At 48.0% G+C, this 14,912-nt stretch carries 9 protein-coding genes; 7 read left to right on the top strand and 2 right to left on the bottom strand.

The genetic code is table 11. The features are described 5' to 3' along the window. The first annotated feature begins 18 nt into the window (after nucleotides 1-18). The 3 genes from Q1V85_RS05635 (at nucleotide 19) to Q1V85_RS05625 (ending at nucleotide 4,800) form a co-directional block, all read left to right on the top strand. A complete protein-coding gene (locus tag Q1V85_RS05635) occupies nucleotides 19-1,827 on the top strand; it encodes a RagB/SusD family nutrient uptake outer membrane protein (RefSeq protein WP_300598311.1) in 1,809 nt (602 codons plus the stop codon). Between the two features lie 31 nt (nucleotides 1,828-1,858). Beyond that, on the top strand, nucleotides 1,859-3,298 hold the full coding sequence (locus tag Q1V85_RS05630) for a DUF4623 domain-containing protein (protein ID WP_300598310.1): 1,440 nt from the start codon (nucleotides 1,859-1,861) through the stop codon (nucleotides 3,296-3,298). Between the two features lie 62 nt (nucleotides 3,299-3,360). Further along, nucleotides 3,361-4,800: a family 10 glycosylhydrolase gene (locus Q1V85_RS05625; protein ID WP_300598307.1), complete on the top strand. Its 1,440-nt coding sequence runs from the start codon at nucleotides 3,361-3,363 to the stop codon at nucleotides 4,798-4,800. 126 nt (nucleotides 4,801-4,926) lie between these two features. Here Q1V85_RS05625 and Q1V85_RS05620 read toward each other — a convergent pair whose 3' ends face one another. Together Q1V85_RS05620 and Q1V85_RS05615 are read right to left on the bottom strand one after the other, a co-directional pair. Beyond that, entirely contained in the window at nucleotides 4,927-6,036 is a 1,110-nt protein-coding gene (locus Q1V85_RS05620) for a carboxylate-amine ligase (protein ID WP_300598305.1), read from the bottom strand. Nucleotides 6,037-6,234: 198 nt separating this feature from the next. After that, nucleotides 6,235-7,173: a hypothetical protein gene (locus tag Q1V85_RS05615; RefSeq protein ID WP_300598303.1), complete on the bottom strand. Its 939-nt coding sequence runs from the start codon at nucleotides 7,171-7,173 to the stop codon at nucleotides 6,235-6,237. A gap of 340 nt (nucleotides 7,174-7,513) precedes the next feature. Here Q1V85_RS05615 and Q1V85_RS05610 point away from each other — a divergent pair, with 340 nt between their 5' ends. From Q1V85_RS05610 to Q1V85_RS05595, 4 genes are all read left to right on the top strand, one after another. Continuing rightward, complete coding sequence (locus tag Q1V85_RS05610) at nucleotides 7,514-8,323, top strand: alpha/beta hydrolase-fold protein (RefSeq protein ID WP_300598301.1); 810 nt, start codon at nucleotides 7,514-7,516, stop codon at nucleotides 8,321-8,323. Nucleotides 8,324-8,503: 180 nt separating this feature from the next. Then, on the top strand, nucleotides 8,504-10,567 hold the full coding sequence (locus tag Q1V85_RS05605; protein WP_300598299.1) for a thioredoxin domain-containing protein: 2,064 nt from the start codon (nucleotides 8,504-8,506) through the stop codon (nucleotides 10,565-10,567). After that, entirely contained in the window at nucleotides 10,554-11,129 is a 576-nt protein-coding gene (locus Q1V85_RS05600) for a DUF1543 domain-containing protein (protein ID WP_300598297.1), read from the top strand. The genes Q1V85_RS05605 and Q1V85_RS05600 overlap by 14 nt, the downstream gene beginning before the upstream one ends. A gap of 255 nt (nucleotides 11,130-11,384) precedes the next feature. Continuing rightward, on the top strand, nucleotides 11,385-14,732 hold the full coding sequence (locus Q1V85_RS05595; protein ID WP_300598295.1) for a vitamin B12-dependent ribonucleotide reductase: 3,348 nt from the start codon (nucleotides 11,385-11,387) through the stop codon (nucleotides 14,730-14,732). The last annotated feature ends 180 nt before the right edge of the window (nucleotides 14,733-14,912 follow it).

The raw sequence follows: 14,912 nt of genomic DNA, 5'->3' as shown, positions 1-14,912 counted from the left end.
CGCTTAAAACAAACAAAAATGAGACAGAAATATACATTTATATTGATGCTTTTAATAATCGCGGCCACCGGTTGTAAAAAATTTTTGGACAGACCTCCGTTGACCAACCAGCCTGATGAAACGGCCTGGAGTTCTGAAGATAACGTGCGGCTCTACGCCAACAAATTTTATACAGGCTATTTTGTAGGATACGGTACGCAGTTCAGCGCTGAATCCAGCGCAGCATTACTTGGCTTTACGTTTAGTGATGATGTGTTTATAATGGGCAACCAGGGAAATTTTGCAAGGGCTGTGCCCAATAGTGGGATATGGGGCATGGGTACCCTGCGCTCCATCAATATCATGCTCGACAGGGTTAAAACAAAAATGAAAGGTGTCTTGCCGGAAGAAGCGTATAATCACTGGACGGGTATTGGCCGCTTTTTCAGAGCGATGGAGTATGCAGAGCTGGTTGCTGCTTACGGAGATGTGCCTTACTTTGACTATGTGCCCGTAGAAACCGATCTGGCTGACCTATACAAACCCCGCACTCCGCGCAACCAGGTAATGGATGCCGTATATGAGGATTTGAAATTTGCTATGAGTAATGTAAGAGCTTCCGATGGAGACCAGCAGGTGAACCGGTATATCGTAGCGGCTTTTGCATCCAGGATTGCACTTGCTGAAGGATCCTGGCAAAAATATTACTACAATAACGCAGCACAGGCCGGTAAGTTTTTCCAGTTGGCGCAGGATGCTGCGGCCATAGTGATGAATAGTGGTAAGTATGATATTGTGACCGATTTCAGAACCTTGTTTACTTCTAATACGCTGGCAGGTAATAAGGACGTTATCATGTACCGGCATTATGATCCGGCCGTTGGTGTAACCCACGCGGTAGCAACCAACAATAATTTATCGGAGTCGGTTGCTTTTGGACCCACTACCGACCTGATCAAATCCTTTATTTGTGTGGATGGAAAGCCGTATCAAAGTTCAGGCGTGGCCAATGCCAGTGATTTTACTTTATCCAATATGATCAAGACAAGAGATGCACGCCTGGAAGCTACGTTTTACGATAAGCCCAATGTCAGGAACCGGGCGTCCTACTGGTATATTAATAAGTTTTTGCCCAGGAGTGTGGTGGCTACGGTTGATGCCGGTGGTTCTGTACCGGTGGAGTTTACCTCCAATAAAAATCAAACAGACTATCCCGTAGTCCGGTATGCAGAAGTCCTGTTAAACTGGATCGAGGCCAAGGCGGAACTGGGGACGGCCACACAATCCGACATTGATGTTTCTATTAACAGGATACGAAACCGGCCGTTGGCTCCGGAAGCCATTGCAAAAGGTGTGGTTAAAACAGCCGCTTTAAACCTTTCCAACCTTCCCGATGACCCGGCAAAGGATCCTTCGGTGCCGGCCTTGCTATGGGAGATCCGGAGAGAACGCCGGATGGAATTCGTTTTTGAATATTCCCGCTACCAGGACCTGAAGCGATGGAAAAAACTGGAGTATATGGACACCAATGACCGGCCGGATCTGTTATCTGGAGGTTGGGTGAATTTTCCTACAGAATTACCGGGTGATCTGACGAAGGAAGCAAATAAAATAGGTCAGATATCAGTGGTGCCGCTTGCCGGAGGCAGCCCTGTTGTATTTGACGGAACCAATGGCGCATTAATGAAAGGGTTTTACCGGGGAACCAATACCAATGGTCGGTTGCCGTTCCTGAATCAAACCGGGGTAAACCCCTATCTCGCGCCGGTAGGTAAAACCCAGATGGATGACTATAAAAGTATGGGTTATACGCTGTCGCAGACAGAAGGGTGGCCGGTGTATCAATGATAATCGATTCGTCAATGAAAAATTGAATAAAATGGTAAAAAATATTTCAAAGTACGCAACAGTGATGTTGACATTATTGATCGTGTTATTGATGATGTCATGTCAGAAAAAGTATCCGGCGAATGTAGACTCGACGGATGAAGTGGTATTGAAGTCCATAAAAATTGTAAATGCCGGTGCAAACAGGAATACAACCTTAGAAGGTACGATTGATGAGAACCGGAAGAGCATTTCTTTCCCTCGTTTAGATACAATGAGCGATTTCAGCAATATCAGGATTGAGGCAACCATGTCGGATGGCGCGGTACTGGAAACAACTTCGTTCCAGCTGGACTTCAAAGATGGCAGCAATTATTTCATCGATGGCAAATCGTCGCTTACCAGGGTTGTTAAAGTAGTAAATAATATGCATTTCCGCGAATACTTTGCTACGCTGGTGCTGAAAATTCCTCCCTTTGGGGCCGATTTTGCAAAACCCCAGATATATGATTATACGAATAATGAATTAGGAAATCCTGTTTATCCTTCCTTTACAGGGGCATTAACAAGAGGATCTGGTTTTGATGGCGAGCATATATTGATCGTAAGCCGGGCTGCGGGCGGATCTCACTTGCTGAAGGCATCTGATATCAGGAATAATCTGGTGGCCCCCATACCGCTGAACCAGGCAGGGGTAACCGGTGGTACATATGCCGTAAATGTGGGTGCACAGGTGAATGGTCACTCCTATATTGCGAATCTTTCCGGTAACTCGGCGGCTTCTCCGCTAAAAATATATCATTGGACAAATCCTGCGGCCGCTCCTCAATTGATTGGCAGTTTGGTTGTGCCGGACGGAGGCGTACGCCTTGGAGATAATATGTCCGCAAATCTTGATAAGGATGGCAATGGGTATTTCTTCTTTGGTGATAACGCGGCTACTAGGGTTGTTCGGGTGAAAGTAACCGGCTATACGCAAATTTCGGAACCAGCAGCATTTGTGAGTGCTACCGGATCCAGTTATGTAATGTCTTTTAACCGTGTAGTAAATACATCCGATTATATCTACACGGGTTATGATGCGCCCATCCGGTTGGCCAACGAATCAGCTGTAGTGTCTTATGCATTAAACAGTGATGCAGTGCCGGTACGAGGTTCTGATGCGCATGTGATTACTTTTAACAGGGAGCGCTACTTGATTATGACTACTGCTGCGCGTTCCGGAACAGATCCTGTCGTACTATATGTATATGATATTACAAAAGGAAATACAACAAGGGAGGCACTTGAGCAATTTAATACCAGAACGGACAAAACACCGGTATTTCAGTACTCTTTACTAGGGCCGGTTACCTCCAATTGCTTTTTACAAACCCGGTGGTCTATTACCAGGGACGCAGAGGGAAGGGATGAAAAACTTACCCTGTATTCCGCGCATACAGATGCTGGCTTTGTAATGATCGATTTTCCCAAAAAAGCGTTAGACGATTAATGTAACGGTTATTGAAAAACATTCATACATCCCGCAGAGAGCGGAATAAATAAATATAGGATATGAAAAAGATTAGCTGGCTTTTTATAATTGCTGCGTTCATATTGGGGTTTAACGCATGTAAGAAAGATAATGATAATGTGGATATAGAACCCCAGGCAGATGTATTTACCATCCCTAAAAAAGAAATGCGGGCCGTATGGGTAACCACAGCCTGGGGGCTGGATTGGCCGCAGGATCAATATAATATGGCTACGCAGAAGCAGCAGTATATTGATTATCTCAACCGGTTTAAACAATTAAATATGAATGCAGTTTTTGTACAGATAAAAGGGATGGGGGATGCGTTTTATAATTCGCCCTACGAACCCTGGAGCGCGGCCATCACCGGCACAAGAGGAAAAGATCCGGGTTATGATGTGTTGAAATTTATGCTGGATGAAGCACATGCCCGTGGTATGGAGTTTCATGCCTGGTTAAATCCATACCGGATTGCCACCCGGGCCAGCAGCACTGCTGCTTATCCGGCCCTGCATCCTTCGATACAGCCGGATTGGGTGGTGAGCCACGAAAAGATCCAGATCTACAACCCCGCGGTTCCTGAGGTACGGCAAAGACTGGCAGATATTGTAAAGGATATCATTACCAAATATGATGTGGACGGTATTCATTTTGATGATTATTTTTACCCCGATCCGTCAACTGCGGGTACCATGGTTTCCGATAATGCTGATTATGCAAAGTATGGTGCAGGTATGGCTTCAATCGAAAACTTCAGAAGGGATAATGTGAACAAGGCGATAAAGGCCGTACATGATATCATCGTGGCAACCCGGCCGGAAGTGGTCTTTTCCATATCGCCTGCAGCAAGCGATACCTACAATTACAATACCTTATATGCCGATGTATTGAAATGGAACCAGGAGGGCTGGCTGGATGTGATCATCCCGCAGCTGTATCAGCAGATTGGCGCTGCCTCCAACGATTTTAAGGAACGTTTGCAATGGTGGCACCAGTTTCGTTATAAGGCTGCAATGATGGTGGGATACGGTTATTACCGGTTCGGAGATCCCACTGCACCCGCTGCGTTCCAGTCGGTAAATGAACTGGAAAAGCAATGGGCACTTACAAAAAAATACAAGGCTTCTGTAGGGCATCTGTTATACAGTGCCAAGTATGTGATGCAGAATCCCATCGGTATTACCGATAAGCTGGCCACACTTTGGACTACGCCAACAGTGATTCCGTTTTTGGGACGGAGCGTGGCTCCCGATCCGGCAGAACCGCAGAATGTACGCATTGAAGGCAACAGCCTGAAATGGGAAGCCGGCGGAAATGTACGGTCGGTGGTGTATTACACTCCGGATCTGAAGCAGGAGGCAAAGGTGCTGGCCCTTACAAATGATCATACAACGGATGCTACTTCTGCAGGATATTATTGTGTAACCACGATTAACAGCGACAATAAAGAAAGTAAGGCCTCCAAGGTGATACAGAAGTAGTAGTTGTTGTTACTCATACCGGACTATATCCTGTATCCCGGTAATATTAAAGCCCGCAAATCAGTCTCATATACGATTTGCGGGCTTTTTTTAATGGGGCATCGCAAGGGCGGCTGAACGTTCAGCTTACAATCCCTCCAGAAAACTTTCGCTGATATACCGGCCTACATCCGTAAGGTTTTTGGTTTGCTCAAACAGGTCCAGCTGGCGGTCGGCCCCCGTACCCCGCTCCAGGATCTTATGCACATGTTCGATGCGGTGCCGGCTGCCCAGGTGGTCGATCACGGGATCCAGGAAATCCAGCAGCTCATAGATCAGCGCGCGGGTATTCACTTCTTCTTCCTTGCCGAAATCGATCAGGTACCCGTCGATGCCATAACGGCTGGCCCGCCATTTGTTTTCATTAATAAGGGGACGCGAGTACTGGATGAAATTAAGGTTTTTACTGCGCAGCATATAGATCCGGGCACAAACGGCCTGGAAGAGGGCTGCTATCGTAATCGTTTCATCCACCGTCATGGGTATATCGCAGATGCGGAACTCCACCGTATTGAAGAAAGGATGCACCCGCAGATCCCACCATATTTTCTTTGCATTGTCGATGCAATTGGTTTTGATCAGCATTTTCACATAGTTGTCGTAGGCTTCAATGCTTTCAAACGCGTCCGGGATACCGGTACGGGGAAACTTGTCAAATACCTTGGTGCGGTACGATTTATAACCAGTGGTCCTTCCTTCCCAAAAGGGGGAATTGGTACTTAATGCAAAAATATGGGGCAGGAAATATCGTGTAGAGTTAGCGATATGATTGGCCAGCTCCCGGCTTTCCATACCCACATGTACATGCAGTCCGAAAATAAGGTTGCTGCGTGCGGCCTCCTGTAATTCGGCCACGATCTCGTTATACCGGATATGATCGGTGATCAGTTGCTTCTCCCAATGGCTGAAAGGATGCGTGCCCGATGCCCCAAGCGTAAGATCGAGGGTGCCGGCTATATCAGAAATGGTTTTGCGCAGCAGGGCTACATCGTTGTAGGCTTCATCAATATCCTGGCAGATATCGGTACCCACCTCCACCACGGCCTGGTGCATTTCTGCCTTCACCTTGTCCTTAATGATCTTTTGTCCTTCCTGCACGATCCGTTGCTCATGGCTTTTCAGCTCGAAGGTCTGGTTATCTAAAACCATGTATTCCTCTTCCACGCCAAGCGTGAATGTTTTATAATTGATGCTCATTTTTTATTAATGTGAAAATGTGATAGCATGGAAATATGAAAATGCGGTAATCTGAAAATTTTTAGGGCACCGAGACGCTCCGAAGGAGCACTTCGAGCCTTGGGACACTTCTACGGAAAATCAACTGACTTTGTAAATGCGGACAGTTGCCTGGCGGATGAATAATTATCACATTTCCACATTATCACATTTTAAAATTTATTTCCCCGCGCTTCTCTTTACATATTCCCCCCAGGTAAGGTTGTTGCCGCCATTATTGGCCAGTGCTTTTTCGATGGCATAATTGGCCGATGTTTCCACCACCCATTCAAAATTTTCTGCACCTACACTCTTTATATCGGCGTCGGGGGCCGGGTTGCAGAAATCAATCGCAAAAGGAACCCCGTTGCGCAATGCCAGCTCCACCGTATTGAAATCGTAGCCCAGGTACCGGTTTATTTTCAGTACAATGTCGGTCATCTCCTGCAGTTTTTCTGCAGTGGGGGCAAAATCGGCTACATAGCGCAAATGATGCGGGTTGCGGGGCTCATACGGCATAATGCGCACGTATTTTCCTCCAATGCAGTAACAACGGTAGTATTCTTCAAAAACAATTTCTTCCTGCAGCAGCATCACCAGCTGACCGGTTTCCCGGTGCTTTTCGAAAAACTCCTCTTTGTCATGTAGTTTGTACACATTTTTCCACCCGCCTCCGGCAAAAGGTTTCATGTACGCCGGAAAACCTACCTCCTGGAAGATCCCTTCCCAGTCCAGCGGATAGGCGAGGTTGCTGAACGATTCATCGGACGTATCATCCGGACGGTCGTGCGAGGGAATGATGGCCGTTTTGGGTACCGGAACCCCGATCTGGGTCATGAGGCAGTTATTGAAATACTTATCATCAGCGCTCCACCAGAACGGGTTATTGATCACGGCTGTGCCGGTTACAGCTGCATTCTTTAACCAGGTACGGTAAAACGGCACATCCTGGCTGATGCGGTCGATGATCACCGAATAGCCGGACGGCTGTCCCTGCAGGGCCTTATCGATACGCACAGGTTCCGCAACGATCCCGTCGATGCCTTTGCTGTTTATCCGCTGCACAAATGCTTCCGGGAAAGAGCGTTCTTTCCCAAATAGAATTCCGATTTTTTTCATTTTCTTATTGTTTATTGTTCTGCTGTGCAGAACCGGTTTCGTGATCCATGGCCGCACGTTGGCTGTGGACCGGTGTCTAAATGGTGATTCGGGAATGGGCGAAAAATTCGCTATATTTTGTTGTTACCGCATATTTGTTGTTTTAATATGATTTCATAGCCCGGCAAAAGGAAGAAAGCAGTTCCCGGTGAACCTGGCTTTATACCGCTTTTTACAGGCTCCATACTTGTTTTGTTTAATTTGAGATTGAATTTAAGTTATTCTCTAATTCCTCACAAAAAATTATTACCGGCCTTAATATTTCGATACCGGATTGGGGTATTTTGTTACTTTTGGGCGAATGAATATGGTAAAGGAACTGGACTATGTAGCAGAACGGGCAACTGTTTTATCTGTGTTACTGAAAAGAGCTGTGACGGTTGATTTTTATCTGCCTACGGGGGTGGATGACCTGTCTGATCTCAGCCTGCTGCTGATCAACGATGGTCAGGATTTACCGGCAATGGGCTTGCAGGAACTGTTATCCGGCTTGTATGCAACCGGGGCCATTACCCCGGTTTTATGCGTGGGTATTACCGCCGGGCCAGACCGGAAGCGGGAATATGGAGTAGCCGCTGAGGCCGATTATATGGGCCGGGGCGATCGCGCCGCGGATTATACCCGTTTTGTCATTGAAGAGCTGGTTCCCTATACGCTGGATAAATACAGGGTTCCCGGCTTTCGGGAACTGGCATTTGCCGGTTTTTCGCTGGGCGGACTGAGTGCGCTGGACATTGTATGGAATCATCCGGAGCTGTTTTCCAAAACCGGTGTTTTCTCCGGGTCGCTCTGGTGGCGGAGCAAGGACCAGGAGGATGTTACCTATGATGATGACCAGGATCGCATTATGCAGCAGCAGATCCGGAATGGAAGTTATAAGCGCGGGCTCCGGTTCTTTTTGCAATGCGGCCTGATGGATGAAGCGCACGACCGCAACAATAATGGAGTTATTGACGCAGTGGATGATACCCGTGATCTTGTAACAGAACTGATGAAAAAGGGCTACAAACCGGAAGATGTATCCTACCTGGAACTGGATGAAGGCAAACATGATGTGGCTACCTGGGGAAAGGCCATGCCGGTATTTTTGAAATGGGGGTGGGGACGGTAGTATTTGAAAATATGAAGATGTGGGAATTTGGAAATGTGAAAATAGAGCAGGGGGGCGGGTATGAAAAATGGCTCTGACTTTAAACGTTGGCCAGCATTCAGCTTTTAGCCTTTAGCCTTCAGCTATCAATTCAGTTATCATAAACCTCAAACCTTAAACCTGGAACTTTAAACTTTCCTCATGTCCAATCATCTTATAAACGAAACCAGTCCTTATTTATTACAACATGCCCATAACCCGGTAAACTGGTATCCCTGGGGGGAAGAAGCGTTGCAGCGGGCAATAGCGGAAGACAAACCGATATTGGTCAGCATTGGCTACGCTGCCTGTCATTGGTGCCATGTAATGGAGCGGGAGAGTTTTGAAGATGCAGAAACAGCGGCGCTGATGAATGCGCATTTTATCAATATAAAAATAGACCGGGAAGAACGTCCGGACCTGGATCATATTTATATGGACGCCGTTCAAACAATGACCGGGAGCGGTGGCTGGCCGCTGAATGTGTTTTTAACGCCGGGGAAAAAGCCTTTTTATGGGGGCACGTATTACCCGCCGCAGGCTTATGCAAACCGTCCCTCATGGAAAGACGTATTGGAGGCGGTGGCCGATGCATTTAAACAAAAAAGACCCGATATTGAAAAACAGGCAGAAAATCTTACGCAGCACCTGGTAGATGCCAATGCCTTTGGAATTCAGGAGGCAGGTACAATGACGTTTACAACAGATGATGCAGATACGGCCTGCGCCAATATCCTACAGCAGGCAGATACTTCCTGGGGCGGCTTTGGGCGGGCGCCAAAATTTCCGCAAACGCAAACGATCCGCTACTTGTTGTACTATGCGGCGCTGGAGGCAGTACGCCCGGAAAGCCTTGCAGAAAAAGCACAAACACAGGCCTTGCTGAGCCTGGATAAAATGATAGAAGGCGGAATCTACGACCAGGTAGGGGGCGGCTTTGCCCGGTATGCAACGGATACCGAATGGCTGGTGCCTCATTTTGAAAAGATGCTCTACGACAATGCATTGTTGGTTACCACCCTCTGTGAAGCCTACCAGGCTACCGGGGCAGAACGGTACCGGCACTGTGTAGCGCAAACGCTTACATTTATTGAACGGGAACTACAGCACCCGCTGGGTGGATTTTATGCCGCCCTGGATGCAGACAGCGAAGGAGTGGAGGGCAAGTTTTATGTTTGGAGCAAAAAGGAAACCGATGGCCTGCTGGGCGCCGGAGCGGGGCCGTTTACAACCTACTATGATATTACCGAAACCGGAAACTGGGAAGGAACGAATATCCCCCGCATATGGCGTTCAAAAGAAGAGGTGGCTGCGGAACAGCAAATAACCGTGCAGGAACTGGATGCCATCCTGGAAGAAGGATGCTCCCGGCTTTTACAGGAACGCTCCAAAAGAGTGCACCCGGGACTGGATGATAAAATTATTCTTGGCTGGAATGCGTTAATGATCACAGCTTATGGCAAAGCCTTTGAAGCTACCGGTAACGAAGCATACAAAACAACCGCTATTACCTGTATGCAGTTTCTCCTGAACGCTTTTAAGGAAGGCGATGGACGGTTTTTGCATGTATGGAAAGCGGGCGTGGCAAAATATCCGGCTTTCCTGGACGACTATGCTTTTTTAATAGAAGCGCTGCTGCAACTGTACCGTGTTACAACCGACCGGGCCTGGCTATTGAAAGCAACAGCCATCTGCGAAATTGTTCAAACAGATTTCGCTGAGGAAGATACCGGCTACTTTTATTATACACCCCGTAACCAGCAGGATGTGATCCTCCGGAAAAAAGAGGTATACGATGGCGCCACACCTTCGGGCAATGCCGTAATGGCCCGGAACCTGCTTACATTAGCCGTCTTATTCAATAAACCGGAGTGGCGGTTACAGGCCGAACGCATGATTGCGCAGCTGAGTAATGCCATTCTTAAATATCCCACATCCTTTGGTGCCTGGATGCTGGATTTTTACCTGGTGAGCAAAGGCTTTAAAGAAATTGTATTGCTGGGCGACTATACAGAAACATTTCCATCCCTGCTACGCCGGTTACTGCCGCACAGCATCATTATGGCGGCAGCGGCAGCTGATGACCGTTTTCCGTTGCTTGCCGGTAAAGAGGCCGGAGCGCCCTTGCTGATCTACCTTTGCGAAAACTATGCCTGCCAAAAACCGGTACGGACCTTAGATGAATTATTTCAACTGATCCATATAAATGACCATGGCGGAATATAAATTGTTTTATCTTTTACTGGGATGCACCCCTCCCGGACGGCACACGGAACAACACGACGTTTTCTTTTGCATCGGCAGCGGGTTGGAAGCACTCATTCCGGATATACAGCAGTTCTGGCCGGAGGCCGGCGGTAAAATTCATATCGATGCGTGGCGGGAAATAAGCGCCGTTGATGGATTCCGGATCCGTGTTGAAGTGCGGGCACACAGGAATGTACCAACAGAACAATTATTTTTTATCAATCTTGGGGGTTACCTGCCAGGAAGCTTTGAGGAGTACCATCATAAGCTGATAACAGTAGCCGGTAGCATGGGCACTGCTGTTCAGCGGGCAAAGCAGACGGCTTTTTATAAAGATTACAATGCTGTAGCAAAGGCGGTCAGCCATATAGATAATAAATACGGTGTCGATATTGATGATGTATTTAACGTGGAAGACATCCTGCCGGCTTATCAGAAACACCAGTTTATGCTCACCATTACAAAAGAAGAAGGACTAACCGAAGATCCGGTTGGCATCGGCTACCTTAAACTGGATCAATTGCGCAGTGGTCTGGTTTAAAAAGCATTACTCATTTACAACCCGCATTCGTCTGCGCATGTGCAGACTGCTATTTCCGGAAAGTTAATGACCGTAACCGGCTATGGTTGCCGGCGCTGTACGAAGGGTAAACGGCTACATGTTCCTGTATTGAACTTTTTTTTTATTTCTTTTTATCCACAACTGTGCATATTTAGCGCTGGGAAACCCCATTTAGTAAAAGTAAATTCGTTATTCACGCTTCAGTGTTTTTAACCTTAACCAAACTTTTATAAAATGGCGCCAACGAAAAAGCAAAACCGGAATGGCCTGGGTTTTACCCGGAAATTCACTCAGGATGGAGTTAGTCCCTTCGACATGTTTCAATACGATTATCGCAGCTCTGTGATTAAAAACCCCACAGGGGAAGTCGTATTTCAGTTAGATGATGTAGAAGTTCCCCGGCAATGGAGTCAGATTGCAACGGATATACTGGCGCAAAAATATTTTCGAAAGGCGGGCGTTCCGTTGCCCGACGGAAGCCTGGGGCGTGAAACAAGTGTAAAGCAGGTAGCGCACCGTTTGGCACATTGCTGGCGCATGTGGGGTGAGCGTTATGATTATTTTGCATCAACAGCAGATGCCCAGGTCTTTTATGATGAACTGGTGTATTCAATCCTGAACCAGTCCTGCGCGCCCAATAGCCCTCAATGGTTCAATACCGGGTTACATGAGGTATACGGAATTACCGGCAAGCCCCAGGGGCATTACTTCGTGGATCAAAAAGATGGAAAGCTAAAGAAATCTACATCCGCATATGAGCGGCCGCAGCCGCACGCGTGCTTTATCTTAAATGTGGAGGACGACCTGGTGAACGACGGCGGGTTAATGGACCTTTGGGTGCGTGAAGCGCGTATTTTTAAATATGGCAGCGGGGTGGGCACCAATTTCAGCAGCATTCGTGGAGAAGGCGAAAAGTTAAGCGGCGGCGGTACCTCCAGTGGGTTGATGAGCTTTCTAAAAATCGGCGACCGGGCAGCAGGCGCTATTAAAAGCGGGGGCACAACCCGCCGCGCTGCCAAAATGGTTTGCCTGGACCTGGACCACCCGGAGATTGTGGAGTTTGTAAACTGGAAGGTAGAGGAGGAAAAAAAAGTGGCGGCATTAATCGCTGCAGGGTACTCCAGCGACTATGAAGGCGAGGCTTACAGAACCGTAAGCGGGCAGAACAGCAATAATTCCGTGCGCATTCCGAATGCTTTTTTTAAGGCGTTGGCGGCAGATGGGGACTGGGAGCTGAAAGCGAGAAGCACCGGTAAAACGATGCGTACAGTAAAAGCAAAAGATCTTTGGGACCAGATCAATTATGCCGCCTGGCGTTGTGCGGATCCCGGAACACAATATGACACTACGATTAATGAATGGCATACCTGTCCGGAGGGAGGGCCCATCCGCGCCAGCAATCCCTGCAGCGAATACATGTTCCTCGATAACACGGCCTGCAACCTGGCCAGTGTGAACCTGCGTAAGTTCTTCAATGAGCAGCAGCAATTATTTGATGTTTCGGGTTTTGAATATACCTGTCGTTTATGGACGGTGGTGTTGGAGATCTCTGTGCTGATGGCACAATTCCCTTCAAAGGAAGTGGCACAATTGAGTTATGATTACCGCACGCTGGGCCTGGGCTATGCCAATATCGGATCAATGCTGATGGTAAGCGGCATTCCTTACGATAGTGATGCGGCCCGCGGTATAGCGGGGGCTATTACGGCCATCATGACCGGTGTATCTTATACCACCTCGGCAGAAATGGCGGGTAACCTGGGGGCGTTTCCCCGCTATGAGGAAAACAAAGCGCATATGTTGCGGGTAATGCGCAATCATCGCGCAGCGGCTTATGATGCCGAAGATGCATACGAGGGATTACAGATCAGGCCGCAGGGTATTCAGGCGGCGCATTGCCCTGAATACCTGTTAAAAGCTGCTACCCGGGCCTGGGACAACGCCGTGCAGCTGGGAGAGAAGAACGGTTACCGGAATGCGCAAACAACGGTGATTGCCCCAACGGGTACCATCGGGCTGGTGATGGATTGTGATACTACCGGCGTAGAACCCGATTTTGCCCTGGTTAAGTTTAAAAAGCTCAGCGGCGGTGGTTACTTTAAGATCATCAATCAGAGTGTACCCCAGGCATTGCGCACACTGAAATATGCGGAACATGAAATTGAGGAAATTGTCAATTATGCAAAAGGGCATGCCACTTTAAAAGGTGCACCCTACATCAATAACGAAACGCTTACGGCAAAAGGACTCACCGCTCCGGAGCTGCAACAGCTGGATGCCGCAATGGTTACAGCTTTTGAGATCCGGTTTGCATTCAATGTGTTTACCCTGGGAGAAGCCTGCCTGCAGCGTTTGGGCTTTACGCCGGAGGAGTATAATAATTTCGATTGGAACATGCTGGAAGCATTGGGCTTTACCGAAAAGGAAATTGCAGCCGCAAATACCTATGTATGCGGTGCTATGACGGTAGAAGGGGCACCTTATCTGCAGGAAGCACATTTGCCGGTTTTTGATTGCGCCAATAAATGTGGTCCCGACGGGCAGCGTTATATTCATGCACACGGGCATATCCGTATGATGGCTGCTGCTCAACCCTTCCTCAGCGGTGCCATCAGCAAAACCATTAACCTGCCGAATGAGGCGGTTGTAACGGAAATTGCAGACGCCTACAAATTAAGCTGGGAACTGGGTTTAAAAGCCTGTGCGCTATATCGCGACGGTTCTAAACTGAGCCAGCCGCTCAGCAATAAGGCGGATACAAAATCAAAGACGGATGATGATAAAGAAAGTACCGAAGAAATGCAGCAGGAAGCGGCGATCATCGACCTGGGAAAATTAACGATCGAAGAGTTGCTGGAAGAAGTCAACCGCCGCGTGCAGGACAGTGCCGACACTTCGCTAAAGCGCCAGCTGGCCATGATTGTGGAGCGCCGCTCATTACCGGCAAAACGCAGAGGGTTTACGCAAAAGGCAAAGGTGAACGGGCAAACATTATTTCTGCGTACGGGGGAATATGGCGATGGCACCCTGGGTGAGATCTTTATCGATATGGCAAAAGAAGGCGCCACCATGCGCAGCATGCTCAATTGCTTTGCCATCGCCGTTTCTATCGGGTTACAATATGGTGTGCCGCTGGAAGAGTTTGTGGAAAAGTTTGTATTTACAAGATTTGAGCCGGCCGGAATGGTACAGCACCCGAATATTAAATCAACCACATCCATCATTGATTTTATGTTCCGGGCGCTGGCCTATGAATACCTGGGGCGGGCAGACCTGGTGCACGTGCTGGATGGAACGAATGGATCTGGCGGGGAAGAAAACTGGGATCCGGAAACACCCACCATTGGGGACCGCACACCAGAACTAAGCGAAGTACGGGTGGTGGGCAAGGCTGCTGCCAAACCGGTACCAGGCACAGCCGGTTCTAAATATGATGGCCAGACGGGCTTGGATGCGGTAAATGCGGCAGCAAAGAATATGCAGGGTGATGCTCCGGCCTGTAACGTATGCGGGCATATCACCATTCGCAGCGGAACCTGTTATAAATGTCTGAACTGCGGCAACAGCCTTGGGTGCAGTTAAGAATCAACAACGAAGTAAAAAAGGATGCTACCACAGGTACATCCTTTTTTTGTACATACAGGTGAAGCAGGTGTAATTTATATATAGATTGGTATTGTTTACAGGAAGTGCTGCGGCCGTTTGGGATTAAATAATCCATTAGCCGGATATCCTGTGATGCTATAGGATTGATGTATTAAA

Source organism: Niabella sp., from assembly GCF_030150205.1.
GTDB lineage: Bacteria > Bacteroidota > Bacteroidia > Chitinophagales > Chitinophagaceae > Niabella.
Note: the sequence above shows the minus strand (reverse complement) of the source record. Positions and strands in the feature narration are given on the sequence as shown.

Bases quoted from the DNA above. Each gene is read 5' to 3' on its own strand.
- Q1V85_RS05635 (WP_300598311.1), top strand. From the start codon at position 19: ATGAGACAGAAATATACATTTATATTGATGCTTTTAATAATCGCGGCC.
- Q1V85_RS05630 (WP_300598310.1), top strand. From the start codon at position 1,859: ATGGTAAAAAATATTTCAAAGTACGCAACAGTGATGTTGACATTATTG.
- Q1V85_RS05625 (WP_300598307.1), top strand. From the start codon at position 3,361: ATGAAAAAGATTAGCTGGCTTTTTATAATTGCTGCGTTCATATTGGGG.
- Q1V85_RS05620 (WP_300598305.1), bottom strand. From the start codon at position 6,036: ATGAGCATCAATTATAAAACATTCACGCTTGGCGTGGAAGAGGAATAC.
- Q1V85_RS05615 (WP_300598303.1), bottom strand. From the start codon at position 7,173: ATGAAAAAAATCGGAATTCTATTTGGGAAAGAACGCTCTTTCCCGGAA.
- Q1V85_RS05610 (WP_300598301.1), top strand. From the start codon at position 7,514: ATGAATATGGTAAAGGAACTGGACTATGTAGCAGAACGGGCAACTGTT.
- Q1V85_RS05605 (WP_300598299.1), top strand. From the start codon at position 8,504: ATGTCCAATCATCTTATAAACGAAACCAGTCCTTATTTATTACAACAT.
- Q1V85_RS05600 (WP_300598297.1), top strand. From the start codon at position 10,554: ATGGCGGAATATAAATTGTTTTATCTTTTACTGGGATGCACCCCTCCC.
- Q1V85_RS05595 (WP_300598295.1), top strand. From the start codon at position 11,385: ATGGCGCCAACGAAAAAGCAAAACCGGAATGGCCTGGGTTTTACCCGG.